Raw genomic sequence first — 25,437 nt, 5'->3', positions numbered from 1 at the left:
ATGAAATACAAACGGATTCTTTTAAAATTAAGCGGTGAAGCCCTGATGGGTAAACAGCAGCACGGCATTGACCCTGAAAGGCTGTCGATGTATGCCGGAGAAATCAGTTCGGTTGCCAGTCAGGGTGTTCAGGTAGGCATCGTAATCGGCGGAGGCAACATTTTCAGGGGGTTGCAGGGTGCTGCCAAAGGTATGGACCGCGTACAGGGCGATTATATGGGCATGCTTGCCACGGTTATCAACAGCATGGCGCTTCAGGCCGAACTGGAAAAACACGGCATGAAAACATGTTTGCTTTCGGGGATTGCCATTGATCCCATTGCAGAGGCTATGAGCCGCCGAAGGGCCATCGAAGCCCTGAACGGGGGAAATATCGTGATTATCGCCTCCGGTACAGGAAATCCGTTCTTTACCACCGATTCGGCTGCAGCGCTCCGCGCGGTAGAGATAGAGGCTGACGTGATTATGAAAGGCACCCGTGTTGATGGTGTTTATACGGCAGATCCCGAGAAAAATCCGGATGCAGAGAAATTTGACACCATCTCCTTTACCGAAGTCTACGAGAGGGGACTGAATATCATGGACCTCACCGCCATCACCCTGTGCCGCGAGAACAGGCTTCCCATCCTGGTTTTCAACATGAATATCAAGGGAAACCTTCAAAAAATCATCGCCGGTGAGCCGGTCGGCACCCTTGTAAAGGGATAAGTTTTGTAAATAGACATCAGCCTTGGATTAAAACGGCTTGCTTTTGTATATTTGCAGCATCATTGCCTAATGATTAATGATCAGAAAAACCAATCAGACAATGAACGAAGAAGTCAGATTTATACTGGATGAAACAGAAGAGAGCATGCAGGGGGCCATCAGCCACCTCGAAAAGGAATTTCACAAAATCCGCGCCGGGAAAGCCAGTCCCGCCATGCTCGAAGGTGTCAGGGTAGATTATTACGGAACCTTGTCGCCCATCGATCAGATATCAAACATCAACACCCCGGACCCCAGACAGATCATCGTTCAACCGTGGGAAAAAAATATGCTGGGACCCATTGAAAAAGCCATTCTGGCCGCTAACCTGGGCTTTAACCCCCAAAACAACGGGGAAGTGCTTCGCATTGCCGTCCCCCCGCTTACCGAGGAGCGCCGCAAGGACCTGGTGAAAAAAGCCAAAGCAGAAGTTGAAAATGCAAAGGTTACCGTGAGAAATCTCCGCAGGTCAGCCATAGATGCCGGAAAAAAACTCGAAAAAGAAGGAGTCCCCGAAGACGAGATCAAACAACTTGAAAAGGATATCCAGACTTTGACCGATAAATTCTCGGCTAAAATTGACAAACTCTTCGAACTGAAAGAAAAGGATATTATGACCGTATAATAGTTTTCAATTGCCATATTGAATCAGGGCCGGAACATGATATGACCGGCCTTTTGCCTGTCTGCATTTTCCCTGTCAGAAATCAATAGCATTGCTGATTATCCTCTTTTTCTTATTATTATCACAATCTATTAACCTCATATATTCTCCCCCCGATTATAAAAAATATTTATATCTGTTGACAATTCCCTGACAAATCGCTTATCTTTGAATTAATAAATCAAATACAAAGGATACTTTCGTTGGTTTGAGCAACGAAATCCTAAGGGGGCTCAGTTATATAATTGACAAAGAGTTTGTTACATTCAACCAACTGTTTGTGTTTATCCTTCTTTATTAAAGGAGAATTAACCTGATTGTTGGCAACTGGTTTTACTTGTGGCCATAGACTGATCCTTCCGGTCCGGAATCAATTACTTTCCGGAAAGCACTCTCTCCTACCCGTTTCAAACTCTCATTTTATTTTTATGTCTCCTGGTGAGCATCTTTAATTTCAGTTATATGAAAAAATCGGTTTTTGCATTTGCTTTATCACTGCTGGTGTTTACAGCAATTTTTCCGGCTTCTGCCATTGGAGAAAATATCAGTATTAAAAAAGGCGGAACTAAAGTTTCTATCCCTGAGGGATCATATACCGGAGTGGTTTTCAGGGCCACTGTATCGGGCATTGGTTTCAGCGAAGTCAATACATCTGAAGGTTTTTTTACCCTGCTTAATATAAAGGAGTTCGGGTTGAGAAATGCGGAAGGGGAGCCGGCACTGCCCGTTTACCGGAAGCTGATAGAGGTCCCCCTGGGGGCTACATATTCTGTCAGGATCAGACACAGCCACATCACGGAAATCGACCTTGGTCAGCACGGGGTAAGATTCCCTGTATTTCCTGCCCAGCCGCCCTTGTCGAAAAGCGATGATCCCGACAAGGTGCCTTTCATTATAAACAAGGTTCTATACAATACCGACCGGTATATTGAAGATGAACTGGTCACAGTGACCAACATTGGTCTGATGCGGGCTCTCAACCTGGCAAGGGTCGATATTTCACCCGTGCAATATAACCCGGTAACCCGGATGCTGAAAATCTATGATGATCTGGAAATCGAAATTGTTTTTGAAAATGCCGATATTCAGGGTACTGAAGAATTGAAACTGTCCAAGGCATCTCCCTATTTTATCAGCACTTACAAAATGGCGGCAAATTACAGGTCGCCCGGTCCGGAGGATGCCCTGATAACCAGCGCACCGGCAACCTACGTAATTGTTTCGGATCCGATGTTCCAGTCAGCATTGCAGCCTTTTATACAGTGGAAGGTTAAAAAAGGATTCAATGTCATACAGGCATACACCAGCAATCCGGCCGTGGGGACGACCACAACATCCATAAAAACATACCTGCAAAACCTTTACAATACGCCGCCGGACGGATATGCCGCTCCGAGCTTTGTGCTGTTTGTGGGCGATGTAGCCCAGATTCCGGCGTGGTCAGGTTCAGCCGGATCGCATGTTACCGACCTGAGGTACTGCGAATACACCGGCGACAACCTGCCTGAAGTGTTTTACGGACGTTTCTCGGCCAACAATCCGGCGCAACTGCAACCGCAGATCGATAAAACCCTTGAATATGAGCAATACCTGATGCCCGACCCCTCTTTCCTGGGAGAAGTGGTGATGGTAGCGGGAGCAGATGCAGGCCATCAGACATGGAGCAACGGTCAGATAAATTATGGAACTGAAACATATTTTAATGCAGCGCACAACATCCTGTCGCATACCTACCTGCAGCCTGAACCTTCCGGAGGCAACTACTCGCAACAGATCCGTAATAATGTATCAGACGGCGTGGCCTATGGAAATTATACGGCACATTGCAGCTCCAGCGGCTGGGCCGATCCGTCCTTTACCACTGCACACATTCCGGCGCTGACCAACCAGGGAAAGTACGGATTGCTTGTCGGGAATTGCTGCCAGTCGGCAACGTTTGATGGCACCTGCTTTGCCGAAGAAATCCTCAGGGCCGAAAACAAAGGAGCAGTCGGTTATATTGGCGGATCAAACAGTACTTACTGGGATGAAGATTTCTGGTGGGGCTGCGGATTTAAAACAGTTGCCCTGAACCCCGTGTACGATGGCAATCATATTGGTGCATATGACGGCACATTTCATGACCATGGCGAACCAACGGATGACTGGTTCGTTACCCAGGGACAAATGGTGGTATGTGGCAATTATGCCGTGGAGGAATCAAATTCAGGCATGAAAACCTACTATTGGGAAATCTACCACCTGATGGGCGACCCGTCGCTGATGATCTATTATTCGGTACCGCCACCGTTGAGTGCAACCTATCTCAACACCCTGATGATCGGGATGAATTCGCTGACTGTTACCACCGAAGCCTATGCAACCGTGGCCTTATCCGGCAATGGCGTGCTGCTCGATGCAAAGGTAACAGGGCTGTCAGGTTCGGTTACGCTGAACTTCTCCCCTTTGAGCGCACCGGGCAATCTGGACATTGTGATTACAAAACAGAACCGGCAGCCGCACACAGGCACCATTCAGGTGATACCCGCGGAAGGGCCGTATATCGTTTACACGGGCAACACCATCAACGACCCGCCACCCTCAGGAAATAACAACGGAGTCATGGATTATGATGAAACCAACCTGCTTTCGGTTGACCTGAAAAATGTTGGCGTTGAAACTGCTGGCAATGTTGTTGCAACTTTATCCTCAGGCAGCACTTTCATTACCATAACAGACAACAATGCAGTTTACGGCAACATTGCACCCGATCAAACGGTATCTGTTCCTGATGGGTTCTTAGTCAATGTAGCCAATAATATCCCTGATCAGCAGGTGGTAGCTTTTACGATTTCTGCAACCGATGGAACGGACACCTGGAACTCAAACTTTAACATCACAGCCAATGCGCCGCTCCTGACCATCGGTGCGATGACCGTGACCGATAACGGACCGGGGTGCAACAACGATGGCATTCTTGATCCCGGCGAAACGGCCGACCTGGTGATCGCATGTTCAAACAACGGGCACAGCGCCATTTCCAATGTAAACGGCCTGCTGGAAATAGCCGGCGGAGCCAGCCCCTATCTGACACTCAACAGCACATCTTACAGCCTGGGCTCTCTGAGCATCGGCGGAACAGCATCAGCCATTTTTAATGTAACTGCTGAAGCTTCCGTTCCGCTGGGCACTCCGGTTGACCTGTTGTTTACCCTTTCAGGAGGAGCAGCCTCACAATATTCAGTTCAGGAAACAAAGCAGGTAATCATCGGCCTGATTCCGGAGTATAATATGGCCGACGCAAGCATTACCACCTGCACCGGATATTTCTATGATTCGGGAGGAGCAGCTGCACCATACGGCGATAGTGAGGACCTGACCATGACGATCTATCCCGCAACTGCGGGCAACCTGATCCGTCTGGAATTCTCTGCTTTTTACACTGAATCGGGATATGATTTTCTGAGCATCTATAACGGAACCAGCACTTCCGCGCCCCTGATGGGAACCTGGAACGGCACATCCGGCCCCGGTACCATCACTGCTAACAACTCACCGGGTGCCTTGACCATCAATTTCACCTCCGATGGCAGTGTGACCCGCGACGGCTGGGTGGCTTCCATCAGTTGCTATAACCCTGCCCAGCCACCGGTAGCAGAATTTTCAGCATCCACTTCATCTCCGGCTTTAAATTCTGTTGTGATCTTCTCTGATCTTTCGGAGAATGTGCCCACCTCATGGGTCTGGAGTTTCAGTCCGGCGGATGTAACTTTTGTGAACGGAACTACAGAAAACTCCCAGAACCCTGAAGTTTTATTTTCAAACCTGGGCTTTTACAGCGTTACCCTGACTGTTACCAACGCCTATGGATCTGACACTAAGGTTAAAGCAAACTATATCAATGTGGTCAACTGCACCTATTGTGAGACATCCTACTCCAATCTCTCGGATGACTTTATCAGCAATGTGCAGCTGAATACCATAAACAATGCGAGTGGTTCTACTTCATATTCCGATTTCACTTCCATTGCCACTGAACTCACACCCGGAACAACATACCCGGTGTCGGTAAGTGTAACAGTAAACGGTTCATGGACCCAGCATTGTATCATCTGGACAGACTGGAACAACAACTGCATTTTTACCGATGCCGGGGAAGCTGTTGACCTGGGACAAACGCCGGGCACTCAGGGAACGCATATCCTGACCGGGAATATTACGGTTCCTGCAAATGTACCCCCCGGCACATACAGGATAAGGATAGCTGAACGTTTTTCGACGGACCCGGGCCCATGCGATCAGACAACCTACGGGGAAGCTGAGGACTACACCATTATTATTCCTGCATTGAATAAAACGCTGAATCTGACCGTTTTCCTTGAAAGCCTTTACAACGGCAGCGGTACCATGCGCAAAGCCCGGAATGCCGGAGGCGACCAATATCCGGGCAACACCGCCGACCAGATCACTGTTGAACTTCACAACAGCTTGAATTACAGTGACATTGTTTATACAGAACCCTTTGTCAGCCTCAGCACTACAGGCGAAGCAGTGGTTGAAATCCCGGCAAACCTGAATGGAAGCTATTACATTACCATTAAACACCGAAACAGCCTGGCGACTACCTCAAAGCTCCCTGTTTCTTTCGGAACCGATATCATTGACTATAGCTTCGATGGCCCAACCCAGGCATATGGCAACAACATGCTGCTGATGACCGATGGCCATTGCGCAATCTTCGGCGGCGATGTAAATCAGGACGGCTCGGTGGATACCGCCGATATGACCCCGGTGGACAATGACGCTTCCGATTTTGCTACCGGTTACCTGGTTACCGATGTAAACGGCGACGGCACGGTGGATACCGGGGATATGACGATTATTGATAATAATGCAGCCACTTTCACAGGGACAGTTACGCCCTGAAAACCGGCCATAACAGGGATTTGATGACTTTTTCAATAAAAAGTTCAACGCAGTGAGGAATCCGAAAGAATATTGGATAAAATAAAGGGTTGTGGTATTCACACAGGCAGCTGAAGGCAGGGGGGCATTGAGAAAGGCCAGACAGAGAACCCGGGGGCAGATCAGATAGTAAAGAGCGGTAAGAGAGGAAATGCGTGTTTTTGATTACGGATGGTTCAGAAAAGTACTATTTCGTTACTGGTTACCTATTTATAATTTTAAAAACGAAGAACCGGGATTGATAAAAACAGAAAGTCCTGCTATCCGAATTCTTAAATTGCCGGGGTTGATAAATTTGATTCGGTCAATGTCCGGCCGGTAATATAAGTATTTCTGATCACGGGTTATGCCGGGAGGGTTTATGCAGTAACAACAATCAAAGAAAAAATACCAATGAAAAGATCACTTACGATTCAATTACCGGGAATAATTCTGTTCATGATTATCGCAGGAACTGGCCATGCCCAGCATTTCAGTTATCCTGATGCCTGGAACAAACATGGATTTTCACTACAGGGCAATCACCGGGATTTCGTTGAAGTCAGCTATTCGATCAATTCGTTCTCCCTGGAGGACCTCACAGTTGAAGGGAAAGTAATGAAGGACATTTCATTGCCCGGCAGTTTTCTTTTCAACAATGAAGGGGCGCCTGATCTTCCCGGTAACGGAAAGTTATTAGCCATCCCGCAAGGGAGCGTGCCTTCGCTTGAAATTATCTCCTCACGAACCGAAGAGATGCACAATGTAGAGATTGCCCCGGCACCCAGAATACCTAAAGATGATGAGAATATACCGTTACAGTACGCTGAAAACAAGGAAATTTATTCAACCGACGCCTTTTATCCCGCACAACCGGTAATTATTTCAAGCCCTATGAAAATCAGGGGAGTTGATGCCGTAATGTTGGGAATTACTCCATTCCAGTATAATCCGGTAACAAAAGAGCTGATCATATACCGCGATCTGAAGGTAAAAATCACTTTCAGCGGCGGGAATGGCCATTACGGCGACGACCGTCTGCGCAGCCGCTGGTGGGACCCAATTCTCGAAGATGCACTTTTCAATCGCTCATCCCTGCCGGCCATTGACTACAACAGGAACATAACATCCGGAGGCCCGACCGAAGATACCGGGGCCGAATATCTGATAATTACACCAAACGGGGCCGATTTTGTGCAATGGGCCGATTCCATAAAAAAATTCAGGACCGAACAGGGTATTACCACACTTATCAGGACACTTTCGCAGGTAGGGGGAAATACAACCACCGCCATAGAAACATACATTAACAATGCCTATAATACCTGGACAATTCCTCCGGCTGCAATACTCTTGCTGGGCGATTACGGGACCGACGCTGGCAACAGTGTTATTTCACCGATTTATGACAGTTATTGCGTTTCGGATAATATATACGGAGATGTTGATGGCGACCACCTGCCTGAAATTTCAATGGCCAGGATAACTGCCAACAATGCCGCACAATTGGCTGTGATGGTTACAAAATTTCTGAATTATGAACGCAACCCGCCTACCAGTGCTGATTTCTACGACCATCCCATCACAGCCCTCGGCTGGCAGACCGAACGGTGGTTCCAGATCTGTTCAGAAACGGTTGGCGGCTTCTGGAAAAATGAGTTGGGGAAGAACCCCGTGCGCATCAATGAAGTTTATGAAGGCAATCCTTCGGGTGATCCCTGGTCAACAGCCACCAATACCAGCACGGTTGTTAACTATTTCGGTCCATCGGGGCTTGGGTATATCCCTTCCAGCCCGCAGACCCTCGGAAACTGGACCGGTGGTAATGCCACTGACATCAACAACGCCATCAACAGCGGGGCATTTATGCTTCAGCACCGCGACCATGGCATGGAAACAGGCTGGGGGGAGCCCTACTATGTCAATTCAAATATCAATGGACTGGCAAATACAGACCTGACCTATATAATGTCGATCAACTGCCTTACCGGGAAGTACAATTATTCAAGCGAATGTTTCGCGGAAAAATTCCACCGCTACACATACGGCGACAACAATGCCGGCGCTTTGGGCATCATGGCGGCCTCGGAAGTTTCGTATTCCTTTGTGAACGACACGTATGTATGGGGAATGTACGATAATATGTGGCCTGATTTTATGCCGGCCGAAGGCACTACCCCTGCTTCGAGGGGTATTTTGCCGGCCTTCGGAAATTCAGCCGGGAAAATATTTCTTGCACAATCAAACTGGCCCTACAATACAGGGAATAAAGAGGTTACCTACAATCTTTTTCATCATCACGGAGATGCTTTTCTCACAGTTTATTCAGAAGTGCCACAGTATTTGAGTGTGGCGCACAACCCTGTTCTGTTCGCCGGAGCCAATTCCTTCAGTGTCACGGCCGATGCCGGATCCCTGATAGCCTTAACAGTAAACGGTGAAATCATCGGGACCGGAACAGGCACCGGTTCGCTGCTCAGTATTCTGATCCCTCCACAAGTACCACCTTCGCAGATGGTTGTTACGGTAACCAAACAAAATTTTTACAGGTACCGCGCGCTGGTCGATGTTATTCCTGCCGAAGGCCCTTATGTTGTATTTAATGACGTTGAGATCAGCGACCCGTTGCCAGGTGGAAACAACAATGGCCATGTGGACTACGGTGAGGACATCCTGCTTTCCGTTGCACTGAGAAATGTTGGTATCGAAACAGCCCTGAACGTGGTTGCAGATCTTTCAACAGCGGATCCGTACATTTCCATTACTGATAATTCGGCAGTATATGGAAACATCAATCCCAATGAAACAATTACAGTTGCAGACGGATATATGCTCCAGGTGGCCGATAACATCCCTGACCAGGAAGTGGTTGCTTTTACGGTTTCGGCGACAGACGGGACAGACACCTGGAACTCAAACTTTAACATCACAGCCATTGCACCGCTTCTGACCATCGGTGCAATGACCGTGACCGATAACGGACCGGGGTGCAACAACGACGGCATTCTTGATCCCGGCGAAACGGCCGATCTGGTGATCGTATGTTCAAACACCGGGCACAGCGCCATTTCCAATGTAAACGGCCTGCTGGAAATAGCCGGCGGAGCCAGCCCCTATCTGACACTCAACAGCACATCTTACAGCCTGGGCTCTCTGAGCATCGGCGGAACAGCATCAGCCATTTTTAATGTAACTGCTGAAGCTTCCGTTCCGCTGGGCACTCCGGTTGACCTGTTGTTTACCCTTTCAGGAGGAGCAGCCTCACAATATTCAGTTCAGGAAACAAAGCAGGTAATCATCGGCCTGATTCCGGAGTATAATATGGCCGACGCAAGCATTACCACCTGCACCGGATATTTCTATGATTCGGGAGGAGCATCTGCACCATACGGCGATAGTGAGGACCTGACCATGACGATCTATCCCGCAACTGCGGGCAACCTGATCCGTCTGGAATTCTCTGCTTTTTACACTGAATCGGGATATGATTTTCTGAGCATCTATAACGGAACCAGCACTTCCGCGCCCCTGATGGGAACCTGGAACGGCACATCCGGCCCCGGTACCATCACTGCTAACAACTCACCGGGTGCCTTGACCATCAATTTCACCTCCGATGGCAGTGTGACCCGCGACGGCTGGGTGGCTTCCATCAGTTGCTATAACCCTGCCCAGCCACCGGTAGCAGAATTTTCAGCATCCACTTCATCTCCGGCTTTAAATTCTGTTGTGATCTTCTCTGATCTTTCGGAGAATGTGCCCACCTCATGGGTCTGGAGTTTCAGTCCGGCGGATGTAACTTTTGTGAACGGAACTACAGAAAACTCCCAGAACCCTGAAGTTTTATTTTCAAACCTGGGCTTTTACAGCGTTACCCTGACTGTTACCAACGCCTATGGATCTGACACTAAGGTTAAAGCAAATTATATCAATGTGGTCAACTGCACCTATTGTGAGACATCCTACTCCAATCTCTCGGATGACTTTATCAGCAATGTGCAGCTGAATACCATAAACAATGCGAGCGGCTCAACTTCATATTCCGATTTCACTTCCGTTTCAACGGAACTCACGCCAGGAGAGACATATCCCGTATCTGTAAGTATTACGGTAAACGGCGCATGGGTCCAACAATGCTTTACCTGGATTGACTGGAACAATAACTGCAGCTTTACCGACACCGGTGAAGCCATTGACCTGGGACAAACGCCAGGCACGTCCGGCACGCATATCCTTTCCGGAAATATCGCTGTCCCCGCAGGTCTGCCGCCCGGAAATTACCGCATGAGGGTAGCCGAAAGGTACAGCAGTAATCCGGGCCCATGCGATCAGGCAACTTACGGGGAAGCGGAAGACTACACCATTATTATTCCTGCATTGAATAAAACGCTGAATCTGACCGTTTTCCTTGAAAGCCTTTACAACGGCAGCGGCACCATGCGCAAAGCCCGGAATGCCGGAGGCGACCAATATGCGGGCAACACCGCCGACCAGATCACTGTTGAACTTCACAACAGCTTGAATTACAGTGACATTGTTTATACAGAGCCCTTTGTCAGCCTCAGCACTACAGGCGAAGCAGTGGTTGAAATCCCGGCAAACCTGAATGGAAGCTATTACATTACCATTAAACACCGAAACAGCCTGGCGACTACCTCAAAGCTCCCTGTTTCTTTCGGAACCGATATCATTGACTATAGCTTCGATGGTCCAACCCAGGCATATGGCAACAACATGCTGCTGATGACCGATGGCCATTGCGCAATCTTCGGCGGCGATGTAAATCAGGACGGCTCGGTGGATACCGCCGATATGACCCCGGTGGACAATGACGCTTCCGCTTTTGCTACCGGTTATCTGATCACTGATGTAAACGGGGATGGTATGATAGATACAGGAGATATGACCATTATTGACAACAATGCGGCGGCCTTTGTGAGCAGCATCACGCCATAGATCCGGTCATCCGCCGCCATTTCCGGAAATGAGAACCTCAAAGAAAAGTTAGCTGATGCATAAAAAACCCCGGGATGATTAACCTGAAAGCCTGAGCAGATATGCAATTCATTTACAATATCATTATTACCTTTTTGTTGCTGGCCCTCTCCTCTGTTTCGGGAGGCCAGCCCGCACGGCAAAACCTGCAGTCAACTCCGGGAATAAACAAAGCTGCTTCCATCGACACCCTGATCGAGCGCAGCGGGCGGATGGCGGAGGAGAATCCGGACACGGCATTCGTAATGGCCGGCAAAGCGCTGGAAATGGCGACGGAAATCAATGACCTGCAACGGCTCTCGCTGGCAGCAAGATGGATGGCTGAGGCCTGCTACTACAGAAACGATTACCTTAAAGCCATCGATTTCTACCTGCAATCAGCCATGTACAGTTATGAAATTGACAGGGATTCTTCCGGATTCATGGCCGAAAGGCTTACCGATGCCGCCTATTGTTACCAGGAGCTGGGTATTTATGACAAGGCGCTGGAATTGAATTCCGCTTCTTTGAGAATACAGCAAAGACTTGGCAATCAGACAGAAATAAGCAATAACCTCTGCAACATCGGCACCAACTACTTTTTCAGGGCGCAGTACGATAAGGCGGTAGATTACTTCAACAGGACGCTTTCTATAGACAGAAAAAGCGGAGACTCTTCCGCCATTGCCATTTCGCTGAATAACCTGGGGATGGTATACAGCCGATGGGGTAAGCACCGCCGGGCGTTGGAGTTTTATACCGAAGCGCTTGAACTTACCTCAGAGGAATCTAAAAAACCGGTTAAGCTCAGTAATATCGGCATGGCCTGGTATAATCTGAAAGATTATGAAAAAGCGCTTCAGTACCTTAATCAGGCGCTTGAAATTGATATGAAATACAAACAACCCATCCGGGCGGGAGTCAGGAAAAATGAAATCGGCAGCGTACTGGCTGCGATGGGACGATATGCTGAAGCTATCCGTTTGCACGAGGAAGCGCTGGCCGTTTTCAGGTCAGCTGGCATCCTGGAATCCCAGATCATTACCCTGGCAGATATGGGTGACTTATACCGTAAAACAGGCAATATCCTGGCAGCGGAAGCCTGTTACAAAGAAAGCGCCTCGATTGCATCGCGCAACCAGTCGTTACACCATCTGAGCCGCAGTTACAAAAGCCTTTTTGAGCTGGCGAAAGAACAGGAAAACAGCGACCTTGCATTAAATTACTACCTGGATTACTCCCGGGTAAAAGACTCCATTTTCACAAACGAAACGAATGATCTTATCTCCCGCTACGAGATTATGTATGAAACTGAAAAACATGAAAAAGAAAACCAACTGCTGTTAAGGGACAATGAGATCAAGGCAAGAAGGCAGAAAATGCTGCTGATTTTTACCGCAGGACTATTGCTGCTGCTGATCATGGCTTTGAGTCTTTTCAGGATAAGGTCAAAATACCTTAATCAACAACAACTGATCCTGCAACAGGACAATTATCTGGCAAATCTTGAAATTGCCCGGAAGGATACAGCGAATCAGGTACTGGAGGAGAGGATATTCGCCGAACAGCAGATCAACAGGCTGGAGCGGGAGAAACACATGGCTGAAATTGACGTAAAAAACAATGAACTGGCCAACTCACTGCTCAATATTGTCAGAAAAAATGAAATTATGTATGAGATCCGGGAAAGGATCCGGACATCCGGCAACGGTGATGCCTTAAATGAACTTGTCCGGTTTATCAATTCAAATACCGACACCGATCACAACTGGAAAAAGTTCAGGCTTGAATTTGAGCAGGTACATTCAGGATTTTTCGACCGGCTGAAGGAAAACTATCCTGATCTTACCGAGCACGACACCCGCCTGGCAGCCTGTCTGCGCATCAACCTGAGTTCCAGGGAAATTGCCGGTATGATGAATGTATCTATTGAGACCGCGCATAAAAACAGGCAACGGCTGCGAAAAAAAATGAACCTGCCTCCCAGTTGCGACCTGACGTCCGAGCTGAAAAAGATCTGAACAAAGATTCCTGCTGCAGAAAATATTCATTTTTGTCCCCCTCTTTGTCCCTCCCTAAAATTTGCTGAACCCTTTGTTGGAGGCTTAAATTTGTGTATCCGGCACATTCAGCTATGACCACCTGCTCCATGATTACGTTTCACCGGGCCACCTATGATGATGGCTTCGGTTTTTCATGTATGCAGGCTGCCTATAAGCTGGGCATCCGCGGGAGAATGGACTACAGCCCCCAGCAGGGGGTTACTATCCTGGCTGAAGGGGAGGAAGAGAGCCTTTCGGCTTTTATTGACTGGATCAACCAGCATGCCGGCCTTATCAACCACTTCAACAATCAGCAACTAAACCGCCAGCCTTTCAACTACAAAGAATTCGACATCTACCGGCATACCGCTTAGCATTTGATAAGTATTGATTTATACATTTTCGCATTATATAAAATACTGAAATCATGAAAACACTGACCCGCCTTAGTATGGTGATGGCCCTGATGCTGATCACATTTTTTTGCCCCGGACAAACCGCTGAACAGGCACCTGAGAAACCGGTTCCACCCACTTTTGGCAGCCTGGATTACTGGCAGGAGAAAATTCAGGACAGAGATATCAACTTCTTTGAACTTAAAAATGAGTTTCATGACTACTGGAAAGATAAAATTCCGGTCAAGGGTTCCGGATACAAGCAGATAAGCAGGTGGCTGACGCATAAGGAGGCCTATGCCAATCCGGATGGTACACTGCGGTTGCCGGAGGACGATCTGCAACAGGCATTGGAAATTATGCAGCAAACCAATTCAATGACGATTTCCGGAGATTGGTCTTACGCGGGTCCTTTTCAGCCAATCAATTATGTAAATGAAACGACCACTACTACCGCAGCCATGGGGCGTGTAACCACAATCGGGTTCAACCCTCATGATAACAATACAATTTATGTAGGTGCACCCCTTGGAGGGTTGTGGAGATCCACTAACTATGGTGATAGCTGGGAAAACATGAATACAGATATCATTACCTCTTTGGGCGTATCAGCAGTCGCAGTGCACCCGACGGATCCCAATACGATTTTTATTGGTACAGGAGACAGGGATAGTGAGAATACCCTTGGCAAGGGGATTTACAAATCAACAGACGGCGGCCTTACCTGGGAAGCCAAACCATTAACAACAAGGCATGATAAAATTGTACATAAAATTTATTTCAACCCAACCAATCCGAACATCATGACTGTTGCCTCGAACTATGGAATTTTTTACTCTGTAGATGGCGGAGAAACCTGGCAAAAAAGACTGATAGCTTACATCATTGATATGGAACAAAAGCCGGGAGAACCTTTGACGCTTTATGCCGTTAGTAAAACAACTTTCTACAAATCAACAGATTTCGGATACAACTGGACCGCTCAACTGACGCAGACAACCCACCGGATGGCGATAGGGGTCACGGCAGCAAACCCCGAAAGAGTGTTGCTTTTCACCACCAAAGATTCAAAGTTTCACAGAGTCTATCGCTCATCCAATTCTGGTGAGACGTTCGAAACAATTTATTCAACAGGGATTACTCCGGGCGACAAGCAGGGAGGATACAATCTGGATGTAATCATAGACCCCAACAATCAGGATATCGTTTATGCAGGCATGATCAACTTTTACAAATCAACAGACGGAGGCGTAACATTTGTAAACCAGGAACCTGTTTATGCGGATGACCAGCATATTTTTGAATTTCATCCTGTAACCCACCGGCTTTATATCGGAAATGATTCAGGCATCTGGTATACAGACAATGGAACAGATTACTACTATTCAAGCAACGGGCTGAATATCACTTCAAGCTACCGCATTGATGTTTCGGCACAAAATCCAAACCGGATTATCTCAGGGAATCAGGATGCAGCTACTTTTATTACACTAAACAGCACTACCCATAAAGTTTGTGGCGGGGATGGCATGACCTGCCGTTTTGATCATACAGATGAAAATTATATATATACAAGCAGTCAGGAAGGAAATGTAAGAAGAGCTACAAATGGAGGCGTTATAGATTCCCTGTACAGAACCATTGCTTCAAATGGCGTTAATGGCATCACCCAAAAGGGGAACTGGCAAACTGCATACGCAATCAGCTATTTTAATCCCAACATGATGTTTTACGGGGCCCACGATGTTTATTGGAGTAACAACATCAAAACAGCCAACCCTGACATTGTGACTTTCTTTCAGATATCCGACAACATAGCAGGTACCGACATGGGCACTACCATTGAGTATATGAAACAATCCAGGGCGCAGGAAAGTCTTCTTTACATTGCTTACAACAACGGAAGGATGTTCCGGACGAGTAACGCACTTGACTACTCTCCCGTCTGGGTGGAATTAGAGCAACCCAATGACATGGGTGGTGTAAGATTTGAAACGCATCCGACCAACCCGAACATTGTTTATATTGTAAAAGGTATCAATATTTACCGTTCCATCAACAGGGGCAACAGCTGGCAGGACATCACAGGCAACCTGACCGAACTGGGCAAGTTGTCCATTGCCTATATGAACGGCTCCCCGGAAGGATTGTATGTTGGGACCACCGCCGGGGTATATTATAAAGATACGACTATGACAGACTGGGTGCCGTTTAAAACCGGGCTTCCACTGACCCAGGTAAAAGATATGGTCATCAATTATTCAACCACGCCGGCTCAGCTTTTTGCAGGAACTTTCGGCAGGGGCATCTGGAAAACAACGGTATTACCCTCCTATGTACCCGATATTTACTGCGGTACCGAAAATACTACCACCATCAACGGAACCTACGTAAACTCTTACAATCAGTACCATACCAGCCAATCGATGGTTACCATTAACCAGTTCAGTTATGGATACTACCTTTCAGAAAATAATGTTATTTCAAACAACGACAATTTATTGCTTCAAACCGAAGTTTCCAACATTGCTCCGGGGATGAATCACCTTGCCCAGCTTGCTACCGATGTGGCCGCTGCGTTACCGGAACTTGCCCCGGGTACTTATTACCTGGGATTGCTGATCGACAATCTGGAAGAGGTAGACGAAACCAATGAAATGAACAATGAATGGGTAGCTTCCACACAGGTAGTGATCCCGGCAAATCCTGCCGCGCCGGTCAATGTGCAGGCCAGCGACGGGGATTATCCAGACAAGGTGACCATTACCTGGGAAAACAATACCGGTGAACCGCTGTATTTTGCCGTTTTCAGGGCCGAGTCATTATTCGACCTGGCCCCTGATCAGATCAGCCCGGCATGGACCACTTCACTGGCCTATGATGACTATTCGGCAGTGCCTGGTCAAACCTATTATTACAGGGTAAAAGCCTCCCGTTATCCTTCAGGCATAAGGCCTTCCGCTCAAAGCAGCTACAACATAGGCCACACCGCGCTGGTAACTCCGGCAAATGTGGAAGCCAGCGACGGCTCCTACAGCGATCGGGTGGTAATTACCTGGACACCGGTGGTCGGGGCAACCCATTACCGCATTTACAGAAGCCTTACCCCTGTGGCAACCGAACAGAATGTCATCACCGGGCCTACCTGGGTAGTGCTCGACTCCAGTTATACCGATTACGGCCCGGCTTACGGGAACACCTATTACTACTGGGTAAGGGCCGCTATGAGTCAATTCGGGTCATATGCAACCGGCTTCAGTGCAGCCAACAGCGGATATCTGGGATTTGTTACCGCTCCGACCGCGACGGCCAGCGACGGAACATACACCGACAGAGTGGAAATTACCTGGAATACCGTGCCCGGCGCTAATTATTACCGCGTCTACCGGGGTACATATTCTCATCCGCTCTTATCGGATCCGGTCAGTGACTGGCAAACGGCCACCTCATTCAGCGATCTGACCGCCGGGACTGCCATAAAATATTATTACTGGATCAAAGCCTCACAGGATGCCGCCGGAACAATAACCACAGGCTACGGCCCAAAGGACGAGGGTTACCGCAACTTTATCCCGCCGCCGGTTACGGCCACCGATGGCACATCGACCAGTTATACCAATGTATCCTGGACCGCCGTGACCGGAGCCTCCTATTACAGGGTTTACAGGCGAAACAGTACCATTGACCCTTATGCCCCTGTATCAGGCTGGATCACCCGAACCAGCCGGACCGACAATACAGGCATTCCGGGCGCCCTGTATCAATACTCCATCAGGGTGGCCAGTGATACAAACTATATAGTGAGTAATTATGCCACTTACGATGCAGGTTACCGCCGGATCGCCGCACCTGTTGTCAGCACCACCATCGGTGCGCAGGCCGACAGGGTCACCATAACATGGCAACCGGCCGATGGAGCAACCTATTACCGGGTGCAGCGCGCCACGGTTGAAGACCCGGTGTACTCCACCCTGGCCAACTACAGCAATACCCTCAACAATTATTATACAGACCTTACGGCCGTCCCCAATCAGCGGTATTACTACAGGGTAACCGGAGCCGTGAATTCATCGGGATTAAGGGCCGGAAACAATGGGTTAGTCATAGGAATGGCGGGGGCATGCAGCAATCTGGAAGAAGAAGATTCCACCATGCGCACGATTAACCTGCACGGCACCACGATAGATATCGGGATGAGACTGGCCAACTGGGGATATTATAACCTGGCCGATTCCGTTTCCATTACCGTTTATCTCGAAAGTTCGCCTCCGGATGGCACGCCCGAAGTTACCCTGGGAACCACAAAGATCCCACCCCTTGAGGTGGACGAATTCTTCGATGTAACCTTTTCTGCAGATGCCGGAAATATACCTGGTTTCGACTTCACCTATGGCACGTGGCACATCGCCCTTGGCCTCAATTGTGATAACGGAAACGGAAACTGCGACAATACCACCGCCAACGACTATGTACTTTGGTATGATCCGTTGGTGAACCACACGGACGCGCTGCACGGCATTTACACGATCGGTAGTGCTGAATGCGATTTTGTAAGTCCCGCCGCAGCACTGGATGCACTGCTTACCCGCGGCATGTCTGACCCCGTGACCTTCCGCCTGATGCCGGAAGAATTTATCGGGCAACTGCATTTCACCCAAATAAACGGTTTGGGACCGGATAAAGGAATCGTGTTTACCCGCCATCCGGACTATGCAGATACGGCAACCATTGTAGCAGTGCCGACAAAAACCAGCAATTTCACCATCCGGCTCGAGAACTGCACCAACCTGACCTTCGACGGCCTGCACCTGAAATCGCTGGGCTCTTCGGATTTCGAGAATACCTATGGCCGGGTGATTCATCTGGGTAACGGATGCAGCCAATTATCATTTATTAACAACTATTTCGAAGGGTTTACCGATGACGCACACTACGGTCTTGAGAACGCCGTGATTTATGCGAGTTACTTTTCAGGGAGCGATCTGCTGTTTGAAAATAACCGGATCCGCAACGGGATGACCGGTATCAACATACAAGGTGCAAACTTAAATACCGGACCAGTGAACAATCTGCTGATCCGGAACAATGAGATAACCGGATACCGTTACATTGGCATTGATTTAAGATTTATTGACCACCTTGAAATAACCGGAAATTTCTTAAGCAACAACCCGCTGAGTACACAATGGGCAAACGGGATAGCTTTCGCAGATATAATCAACGGAGCTGATATCAGTAATAACCGGATTCAGCTTACAGGAAATGCTGAAGTAAAGTATGGCATACAGCTGTTTGATTGCAATATGGAGGCATCGCAACCCATGCTGATTTCTAACAACTTCATTACCCTGGAATCAGGCAGTTTTATAAATTTCGGGGCTTACCTGGGCGTAACAACACATCTCCTGTTTGTCCACAATAGTATTAATATCTACGGCCCCCCGGAAAACATCTCCTCACTGCTGGGTTTCCAGGGGGCAGATACGCCTCAGGAATACACCAACACGATATTGAATAATAATCTTGTAAATCAATCGGGAGGGATCTGCGTTACATACAACAACTTCCTGGAAAACCCCGGATTTATCACGGAGATGAATTATAACAATCTGGTTACTGACGGTCCGGTCATGTTTTCCGTTGATCAGGCACCTTATCCTGATATGGCCTCCTGGAGGTCGCTTACAGGGCATGATATGAATTCCGTTTCTTCAGACCCCGGCTTTGTGAGCAATACCGACCTGCATTGTACCAGCCTTGCTTTCGATAACCTCGGTACCCCAGTCCCCGCTGTTGTACTTGATATTGACGGAGATCCGCGTTCACCGGCCACCCCGGATATCGGAGCAGATGAATTTTCAAATGATCCTGCCGAGAAAACGCTTACGCTGGAGCTTTTCCTGGAAGGGCTTTACAACGGATCAAATACCATGCGGCAGGCATTTGATGAAAACGGGCCGCATTTCGGCCCCGGCATTGCCGATCAGATTGTGATTGAACTTCACGATGCCTCAGGCTACGGTAACATCGTTTATACCTCACCGCCTGTGAATCTGGGCACAAACGGTCAGGTCGTTGTGACTGTACCCGGTGCATTCAGCGGTTCCTATTACATCACCATCCGCCATCGTAACAGCCTGGCCACCACCACTGCTGCACCTGTTTCGTTCAGCGCCAGCAATGTTGCGCTTAACCTCGACCATCCTTCAAAAGCCTTTGGCGGCAATCTGCTGATGATGATTGACGGAAAGTATGTGATTTACGGCGGCGATGTGAATCAGGACGGTTCGGTGGATACCGCCGATATGACTCCGGTGGACAATGACGCTTCCGCTTTTGTTACCGGCTATCTGGCCACTGATGTAAACGGGGATGGTACCATTGACACAGGAGATATGACCATTATCGACAACAATGCCGCGGCATTTGTGAGCAGCGTCACTCCCTGAAAAACCAGGATTTCAATGATCAGACAAAAGTCCCCGGTTGCTTTAGCGGCAGCCGGGGACTCATTGATTCAGATCCGGGCTGCCATGATAAAAAATATAATAATGATGCGCAGAATCAGGCATTTATACGTATATTTGAGAAAAGTAGTACCATGAAACCATTCAGTACCGCCAAATGGAAAATCATTGTGGCTGCCCTGGCCATCGGCGCAACACTCACAGGGATTGCGCAACCGTTTCAGACCGGGCACACAAGTGTTACTTTCACTGATCCGGCGCGGAACAACCGCAGCATCGCCACCGAAATTTATTATCCTGCCGATGTATCGGGCAACAATGTACCGGTCACAACAGCTGTGCAGGACCGGTTTCCGGTGCTGGTATTCGGCCATGGGTTTACCATGACATGGAGTGCGTATGAAAATATCTGGACAGCGCTGGCGCCACAGGGCTTTATCCTGGCGTTCCCGAAAACGGAAGGTTCTCTTTTCCCGTCGCACAGTGCCTTTGGCACCGATCTGGCTTTTGTGGCAACGCAGATGCAGGTGCTGGGGCAGAACAGTGCTTCGCTGTTATATCAGCGTATCGACAGCATGAACTGTGTGATGGGCCACAGCATGGGCGGCGGGGCAGCATTTCTGGCCGCCCAGCAGTCTGCATCCATCAAAGCCATCGCCACCCTGGCTGCGGCGGAAACCTCACCATCGGCCATCAATGCTGCCGCGTCACTATCCATTCCCTCCCTGCTGCTTGCCGGGGGCAACGATTGCGTTACTCCGCCCCCCGACCATCAGCTACCCATGTACAACGCCTTGCAGAGTGATTGCAAAACCTATATCAGCATTACCGGCGGCAGTCACTGCCAGATGGCGGAATACAACTTTTACTGCGCTTTCGGGGAAGCCACCTGCAGTCCCTCGCCAGCCATCAGCCGGGCACAGCAACATGTAGTGATCAACCGGTACCTGATCCCCTGGCTTCAGTCAATATTGAAGGGCGATGCAGCGGCCGGCGAGGTGTTTGATTCCACCCTGAGGGTCGATCCTGAAGTTACCTGGCTTAAAAACTGCGTTTTGTGCGATGAGATTGCACCTCCGCTTAACCTCAGCGCGATCGCCAACGGCAGCACCCAGGTAGAAATTACCTGGACACCAAACATTGCCGACCAGCCTGTGCTGCTCTGTTATGCACTGGATGGCTTGTTTGGCGAACCTGATGCGGGCACAGCATATCAGCCGGGAATAACAATCCCGGGCGGCGGTGAAGTGCTTTTTTCAGGGCCTGGAAACAGCTTTGTCCATAACGGGCTGATGGCGTCGTCCACCTGCCATTACAAGGCCTTTTCTTACAACAGCGCATTCACTTATTCACAGGGAGTTTTTGCCGAAACTACTACCTTGCCTGAAAACAAGGTACTGACACTTACCGTGCTTCTGCAGGGATTGTATCAATCTGAAGGGACAATGAGAAAAGCCCGCAACGGTTCCGGCGATCAGTATGCCGGGAATATCGCCGACCTGATCACGGTAGAGCTGCATCCTGCAGATGGTTACGGAATCCCTGTCTACATCAGTGAAAATACTGAACTCACAACGGCAGGCCTGGCTCAGGTGTTAATTCCGGCTGAATTCCAGGCAGCATACTATATCACTGTAAAGCACCGCAACAGCATAGAGTCCGCTTCAGCGATCCCCGTTTCGTTGCTCAGCGATGAGATTGTTATTGATTTTACAGATCCCGGCAGTGTTTTCGGGGCCAACCTCTTTTTGGCTGCAGACGGGTCCGGGCTGATCTATTCGGGCGATGTGAATCAGGACGGCTTAATTGACACTGCCGACATGACGAAAGTAGAAAATGACGCTTTTAGCTTTTCTACCGGCTACCTGCCAACCGATGTAAACGGGGACGGCATTACCGATACTGCCGATATGACCCTTATAGACAATAACGCTGCAGCATTTGTGAATGCCGCACTTCCCTGAGTCGCTATGAGTAATCCGGCAATTTTCAACGTTTTTTTTTGCTGGTGACGGTTGCCATTCTCATTTAATGCTGAATCGATTCGCGTCAGATTCCAAAATCAATGGAAATACTATTGCAATTTATTTAATTATATTGTATATTTACAGGTATCAAGAATTGCCTGAGCAGACACAAACCTTAACTAAAGTCAATCAGACCTTTATTCTGCAAATTCCTGTAATTGCATATGCCCCTGGATTACCCTGATTCACTGGCTAATCAAGCTGATCCTTCCCGCTTAAATTTCCAGAGGTCATATAACTTAACCTTGTCGTACTGGCAATTCTGACTAAAACATTTCAATTTTCAATATCCTGAGTCAGGGCTATAATACACTGCTGAACTGAATTCCATTTCTGGCTGAAAAATCATTCATTTATAAATCAGTTCCTTATGAAAAAGATTCATTATCTGCTGGTTTTCTGCTTTCTGATGGATTACGCAATAAGCAATCCCTTAATGGCCCAAAGCGGCGGGCATGAAAAATCATCCGTTTCGCATCCCGGATACGCCTGTGAACAGCAGTGGATAGAAGTTTTATTTGACCGGCAGTCCAGGGTAAGGATGCGCAACGGAACCATCATTGACCTTGAAACAAATGCGCTGGAAGGCGTTGCGTCGATCCTTGGGGCGCTCCCCTGGCATGAGTGGTACAGGATGACCGACCTTCCCGAGCCCCTGCTCGATCAATGGGAAATCAATGGTGAACAGCGGACCGGCGAGGATCTTTATAACCTGAACAACATCTTCAGGCTGAAAATTCCCCGCGGGACTGATATCTGGTCGCTGGCTGCCGGGTTGGAATCCCTGCCGGGCATTTACCTTGCCCGTCCGGTACCAAAACCCATGCCCCTTCCGGCAATGCCGCCGGGCAGTTACCAGAGTCAACAAGGATATCTGAATGCCGCTTCAAACAACCCTTCAGGCGTAAACGCCCTTTATGCATGGACCCAAACCGGGGGGACGGGGACAGGAGTGACTGTATGCGATCTTGAATACAGCTGGAATTACAATCATGCCGACCTCACCCAGGCCCCCGGCTCACAGATCAACCCCAACGCCATATCCGATCCGTTTAACGACAACAATCATGGAACGGCAGTGATAGGTGAACTTGTCTCAGATAACAATGGCTGGGGGACCACCGGGATTTGCTACGGTGCAACCCTCATGACCTGCGGAACTTACTGGACTTCAGGCATTGGCTGGGATGTACCGGGTGCCATTGCTTATGCAATTGCCTCCCTCTCTGCCGGAGATATCATATTGCTTGAACAGCAATGGGAATATACCTCAGGAACGCAAAACTTTATCCCTATTGAATGGTGGACCGACTATTCTCCCAACCAACAAAGCTACAACGGCGTATATGCAGCCATTGTAACCGCCATTGCCAACGGAATTCATGTAGTTGAAGCCGGAGGCAACGGCAATGTCAATACCCAGAATCTGCAGTGGTATGGCAACTCGGGAGCAATCATTGTCGGAGCCGGAGGAGCCACCACCTCAAACAACCTGCAGCGACTCAGTTTTTCAAGCTATGGCCCCCGTTTCGACATGCAGGGCTGGGGTGAGAATGTGTTCACCACCGGCTACGGCACCTATTACAGCAGCGAAGGGCCCAACTATTATTACCGATCCGATTTCAGCGGCACTTCAAGCGCATCGCCCATCGTTGCGGGCGCCCTGGCCTGTGCACAGGGTTATTACAATGCCAATATTTCAACCATACCCCCCACCCCTTCATACATGCGGTCGCACCTTGCCACCTACGGCACTCCGCAGGTATCCGGGCCTTCAGGCAATATCGGCCCCGGACCTGATATCCAGGCGGCTATCCTGAATTTTCCTCCTCCCCAGACCTATTACGACTGGGGGGACGCCCCCGACGTACCCTATCCGACACGCTCGGCAAACAATGGCGCATATCACCTGATGGACGGGACCACTTACATGGGTAATACGGTGGATGCTGAAAACGACGGACAGCCAGATGCAAATGCAACCGGCGACGACCTTAACGGAAGCAATGATGACGACGGGGTTGTTTTTACCAGTCAACTGATCCCCGGCCAGACCGCCTCGGTACAGGTAACTGCTTCTGTAGCCGGCTGGCTGAATGCCTGGATTGACTTTAACGGCTTAAATGTCTGGGCCGACCAGGGAGAATTTATCTTTCAGAACATACAACTGAGTGCCGGCGTCAACAATCTTACATTCGCGGTTCCACCGGTCGCCGTTCCGGGTCAGACCTTTGCGCGATTCAGATTCAATACTTACGGAGGAATCCTTTTCTATGGCAATGGAGGCCCCGGGGAAGTCGAAGACTATCAGGTATTTATATCAGGATCAGGGCAGGATGAATACGACTGGGGCGATGCCCCCGACGGGCCTTACCCGACACTGAGCTCCGGCAACGGCGCCAGACACCTGATCGTACCGGGAATCCTTATGGGCACATCCATTGATCCGGAACCCGATGGACAGCCAGACCCCATGTGCCTGGGCGATGATAACGATCTTATTTACCCGCCCCCCAACGATGATGAAGACGGTGTTGTTTTCCAGGGACAACTTATTCCAGGTCAGCCGGCAAATATCAACGTTACAGTATCTGTTCAGGGCTTCCTGAATGGTTGGTTTGACTTCAACAACAACGGATCATGGCTTGATCCGGGTGAACAGTTATTCACCGATATCCTTATCCCTGCCGGGCTCAACCCTCTTGTGATGCTGATACCTCCCACTGCCTCAACCGGCCAGACCTATGCCAGGTTCCGCTTCAGCACCGTGCAGGGACTTTCTTTTACAGGAATGGCCCCCGACGGGGAAGTGGAAGATTACGCCGTAAATATTGAACCCCAGCCCGAAGAGTTCGACTGGGGCGATGCCCCCGACGGGCCTTACCCGACCCTGGGTGCCAGCAACGGGGCTTACCATACGATTGTCCCCGGATTTATGCTCGGCGCCTCCATTGATGCGGAACCCGACGGGCAACCCGATCCGCAGGCCCTGGGCGACGACAACGACATCCTTTATCCGCCGCCCAACGATGATGAGGACGGGGTAACCTTTACCTCGGCCATTGTCTCCGGACAGGCAGCCACCCTGAACATCGTTGCATCTGTAAACGGCCTGCTGAACGCCTGGATCGATTTTAACATGAACGGAACCTGGAGCGATCCCAACGAGCAGATTTTTACCGATCTTATGCTTGTTCC

The 25,437-nt window shown here is 49.1% G+C and carries 9 protein-coding genes; all 9 read left to right on the top strand.

Annotated features, from left to right (window positions below; genetic code table 11):
- Nucleotides 1–708, top strand: a complete 708-nt coding sequence (gene pyrH / locus TBC1_RS02605; RefSeq protein ID WP_062038092.1) for a UMP kinase — start codon at nt 1–3, stop codon at nt 706–708.
- Between the two features lie 100 nt (nt 709–808).
- Nucleotides 809–1,372: a ribosome recycling factor gene (gene frr / locus TBC1_RS02600; RefSeq protein ID WP_062042668.1), complete on the top strand. Its 564-nt coding sequence runs from the start codon at nt 809–811 to the stop codon at nt 1,370–1,372.
- Between the two features lie 501 nt (nt 1,373–1,873).
- Nucleotides 1,874–6,316 carry a C25 family cysteine peptidase gene (locus tag TBC1_RS02595; RefSeq protein ID WP_137305388.1) on the top strand — a complete coding sequence of 1,481 codons (4,443 nt, stop codon included), beginning with the start codon at nt 1,874–1,876 and terminating at the stop codon, nt 6,314–6,316.
- Between the two features lie 432 nt (nt 6,317–6,748).
- On the top strand, nt 6,749–11,290 hold the full coding sequence (locus TBC1_RS02590) for a C25 family cysteine peptidase (protein ID WP_062038086.1): 4,542 nt from the start codon (nt 6,749–6,751) through the stop codon (nt 11,288–11,290).
- A gap of 101 nt (nt 11,291–11,391) precedes the next feature.
- Entirely contained in the window at nt 11,392–13,329 is a 1,938-nt protein-coding gene (locus TBC1_RS02585; RefSeq protein WP_062038083.1) for a tetratricopeptide repeat protein, read from the top strand.
- A gap of 128 nt (nt 13,330–13,457) precedes the next feature.
- The gene (locus tag TBC1_RS02580; RefSeq protein ID WP_172668810.1) at nt 13,458–13,724 is read left to right on the top strand and encodes an acylphosphatase; all 267 of its coding nucleotides are present in this window, start codon (nt 13,458–13,460) and stop codon (nt 13,722–13,724) included.
- 53 nt (nt 13,725–13,777) lie between these two features.
- Complete coding sequence (locus TBC1_RS02575; protein WP_137305386.1) at nt 13,778–20,194, top strand: hypothetical protein; 6,417 nt, start codon at nt 13,778–13,780, stop codon at nt 20,192–20,194.
- 152 nt (nt 20,195–20,346) lie between these two features.
- Complete coding sequence (locus tag TBC1_RS02570) at nt 20,347–22,176, top strand: poly(ethylene terephthalate) hydrolase family protein (RefSeq protein WP_062038074.1); 1,830 nt, start codon at nt 20,347–20,349, stop codon at nt 22,174–22,176.
- A 433-nt stretch (nt 22,177–22,609) separates the two neighbouring features.
- The coding region (locus TBC1_RS02565) for a GEVED domain-containing protein (protein ID WP_062038071.1) at nt 22,610–25,437 on the top strand (2,828 nt) is incomplete at its 3' end.

It is taken from the genome of Lentimicrobium saccharophilum (genome assembly GCF_001192835.1).
GTDB classification, from domain to species: Bacteria; Bacteroidota; Bacteroidia; order Bacteroidales; family Lentimicrobiaceae; genus Lentimicrobium; species Lentimicrobium saccharophilum.
This window is presented reverse-complemented; position numbering and strand designations above follow the sequence as displayed.

Excerpts from the sequence above, each read along its gene's own strand:
- frr (WP_062042668.1), top strand. The coding sequence starts at position 809 with ATGAACGAAGAAGTCAGATTTATACTGGATGAAACAGAAGAGAGCATG.
- TBC1_RS02590 (WP_062038086.1), top strand. The coding sequence starts at position 6,749 with ATGAAAAGATCACTTACGATTCAATTACCGGGAATAATTCTGTTCATG.
- TBC1_RS02595 (WP_137305388.1), top strand. The coding sequence starts at position 1,874 with ATGAAAAAATCGGTTTTTGCATTTGCTTTATCACTGCTGGTGTTTACA.
- TBC1_RS02570 (WP_062038074.1), top strand. The coding sequence starts at position 20,347 with ATGAAACCATTCAGTACCGCCAAATGGAAAATCATTGTGGCTGCCCTG.
- TBC1_RS02575 (WP_137305386.1), top strand. The coding sequence starts at position 13,778 with ATGAAAACACTGACCCGCCTTAGTATGGTGATGGCCCTGATGCTGATC.
- pyrH (WP_062038092.1), top strand. The coding sequence starts at position 1 with ATGAAATACAAACGGATTCTTTTAAAATTAAGCGGTGAAGCCCTGATG.
- TBC1_RS02585 (WP_062038083.1), top strand. The coding sequence starts at position 11,392 with ATGCAATTCATTTACAATATCATTATTACCTTTTTGTTGCTGGCCCTC.
- TBC1_RS02580 (WP_172668810.1), top strand. The coding sequence starts at position 13,458 with ATGATTACGTTTCACCGGGCCACCTATGATGATGGCTTCGGTTTTTCA.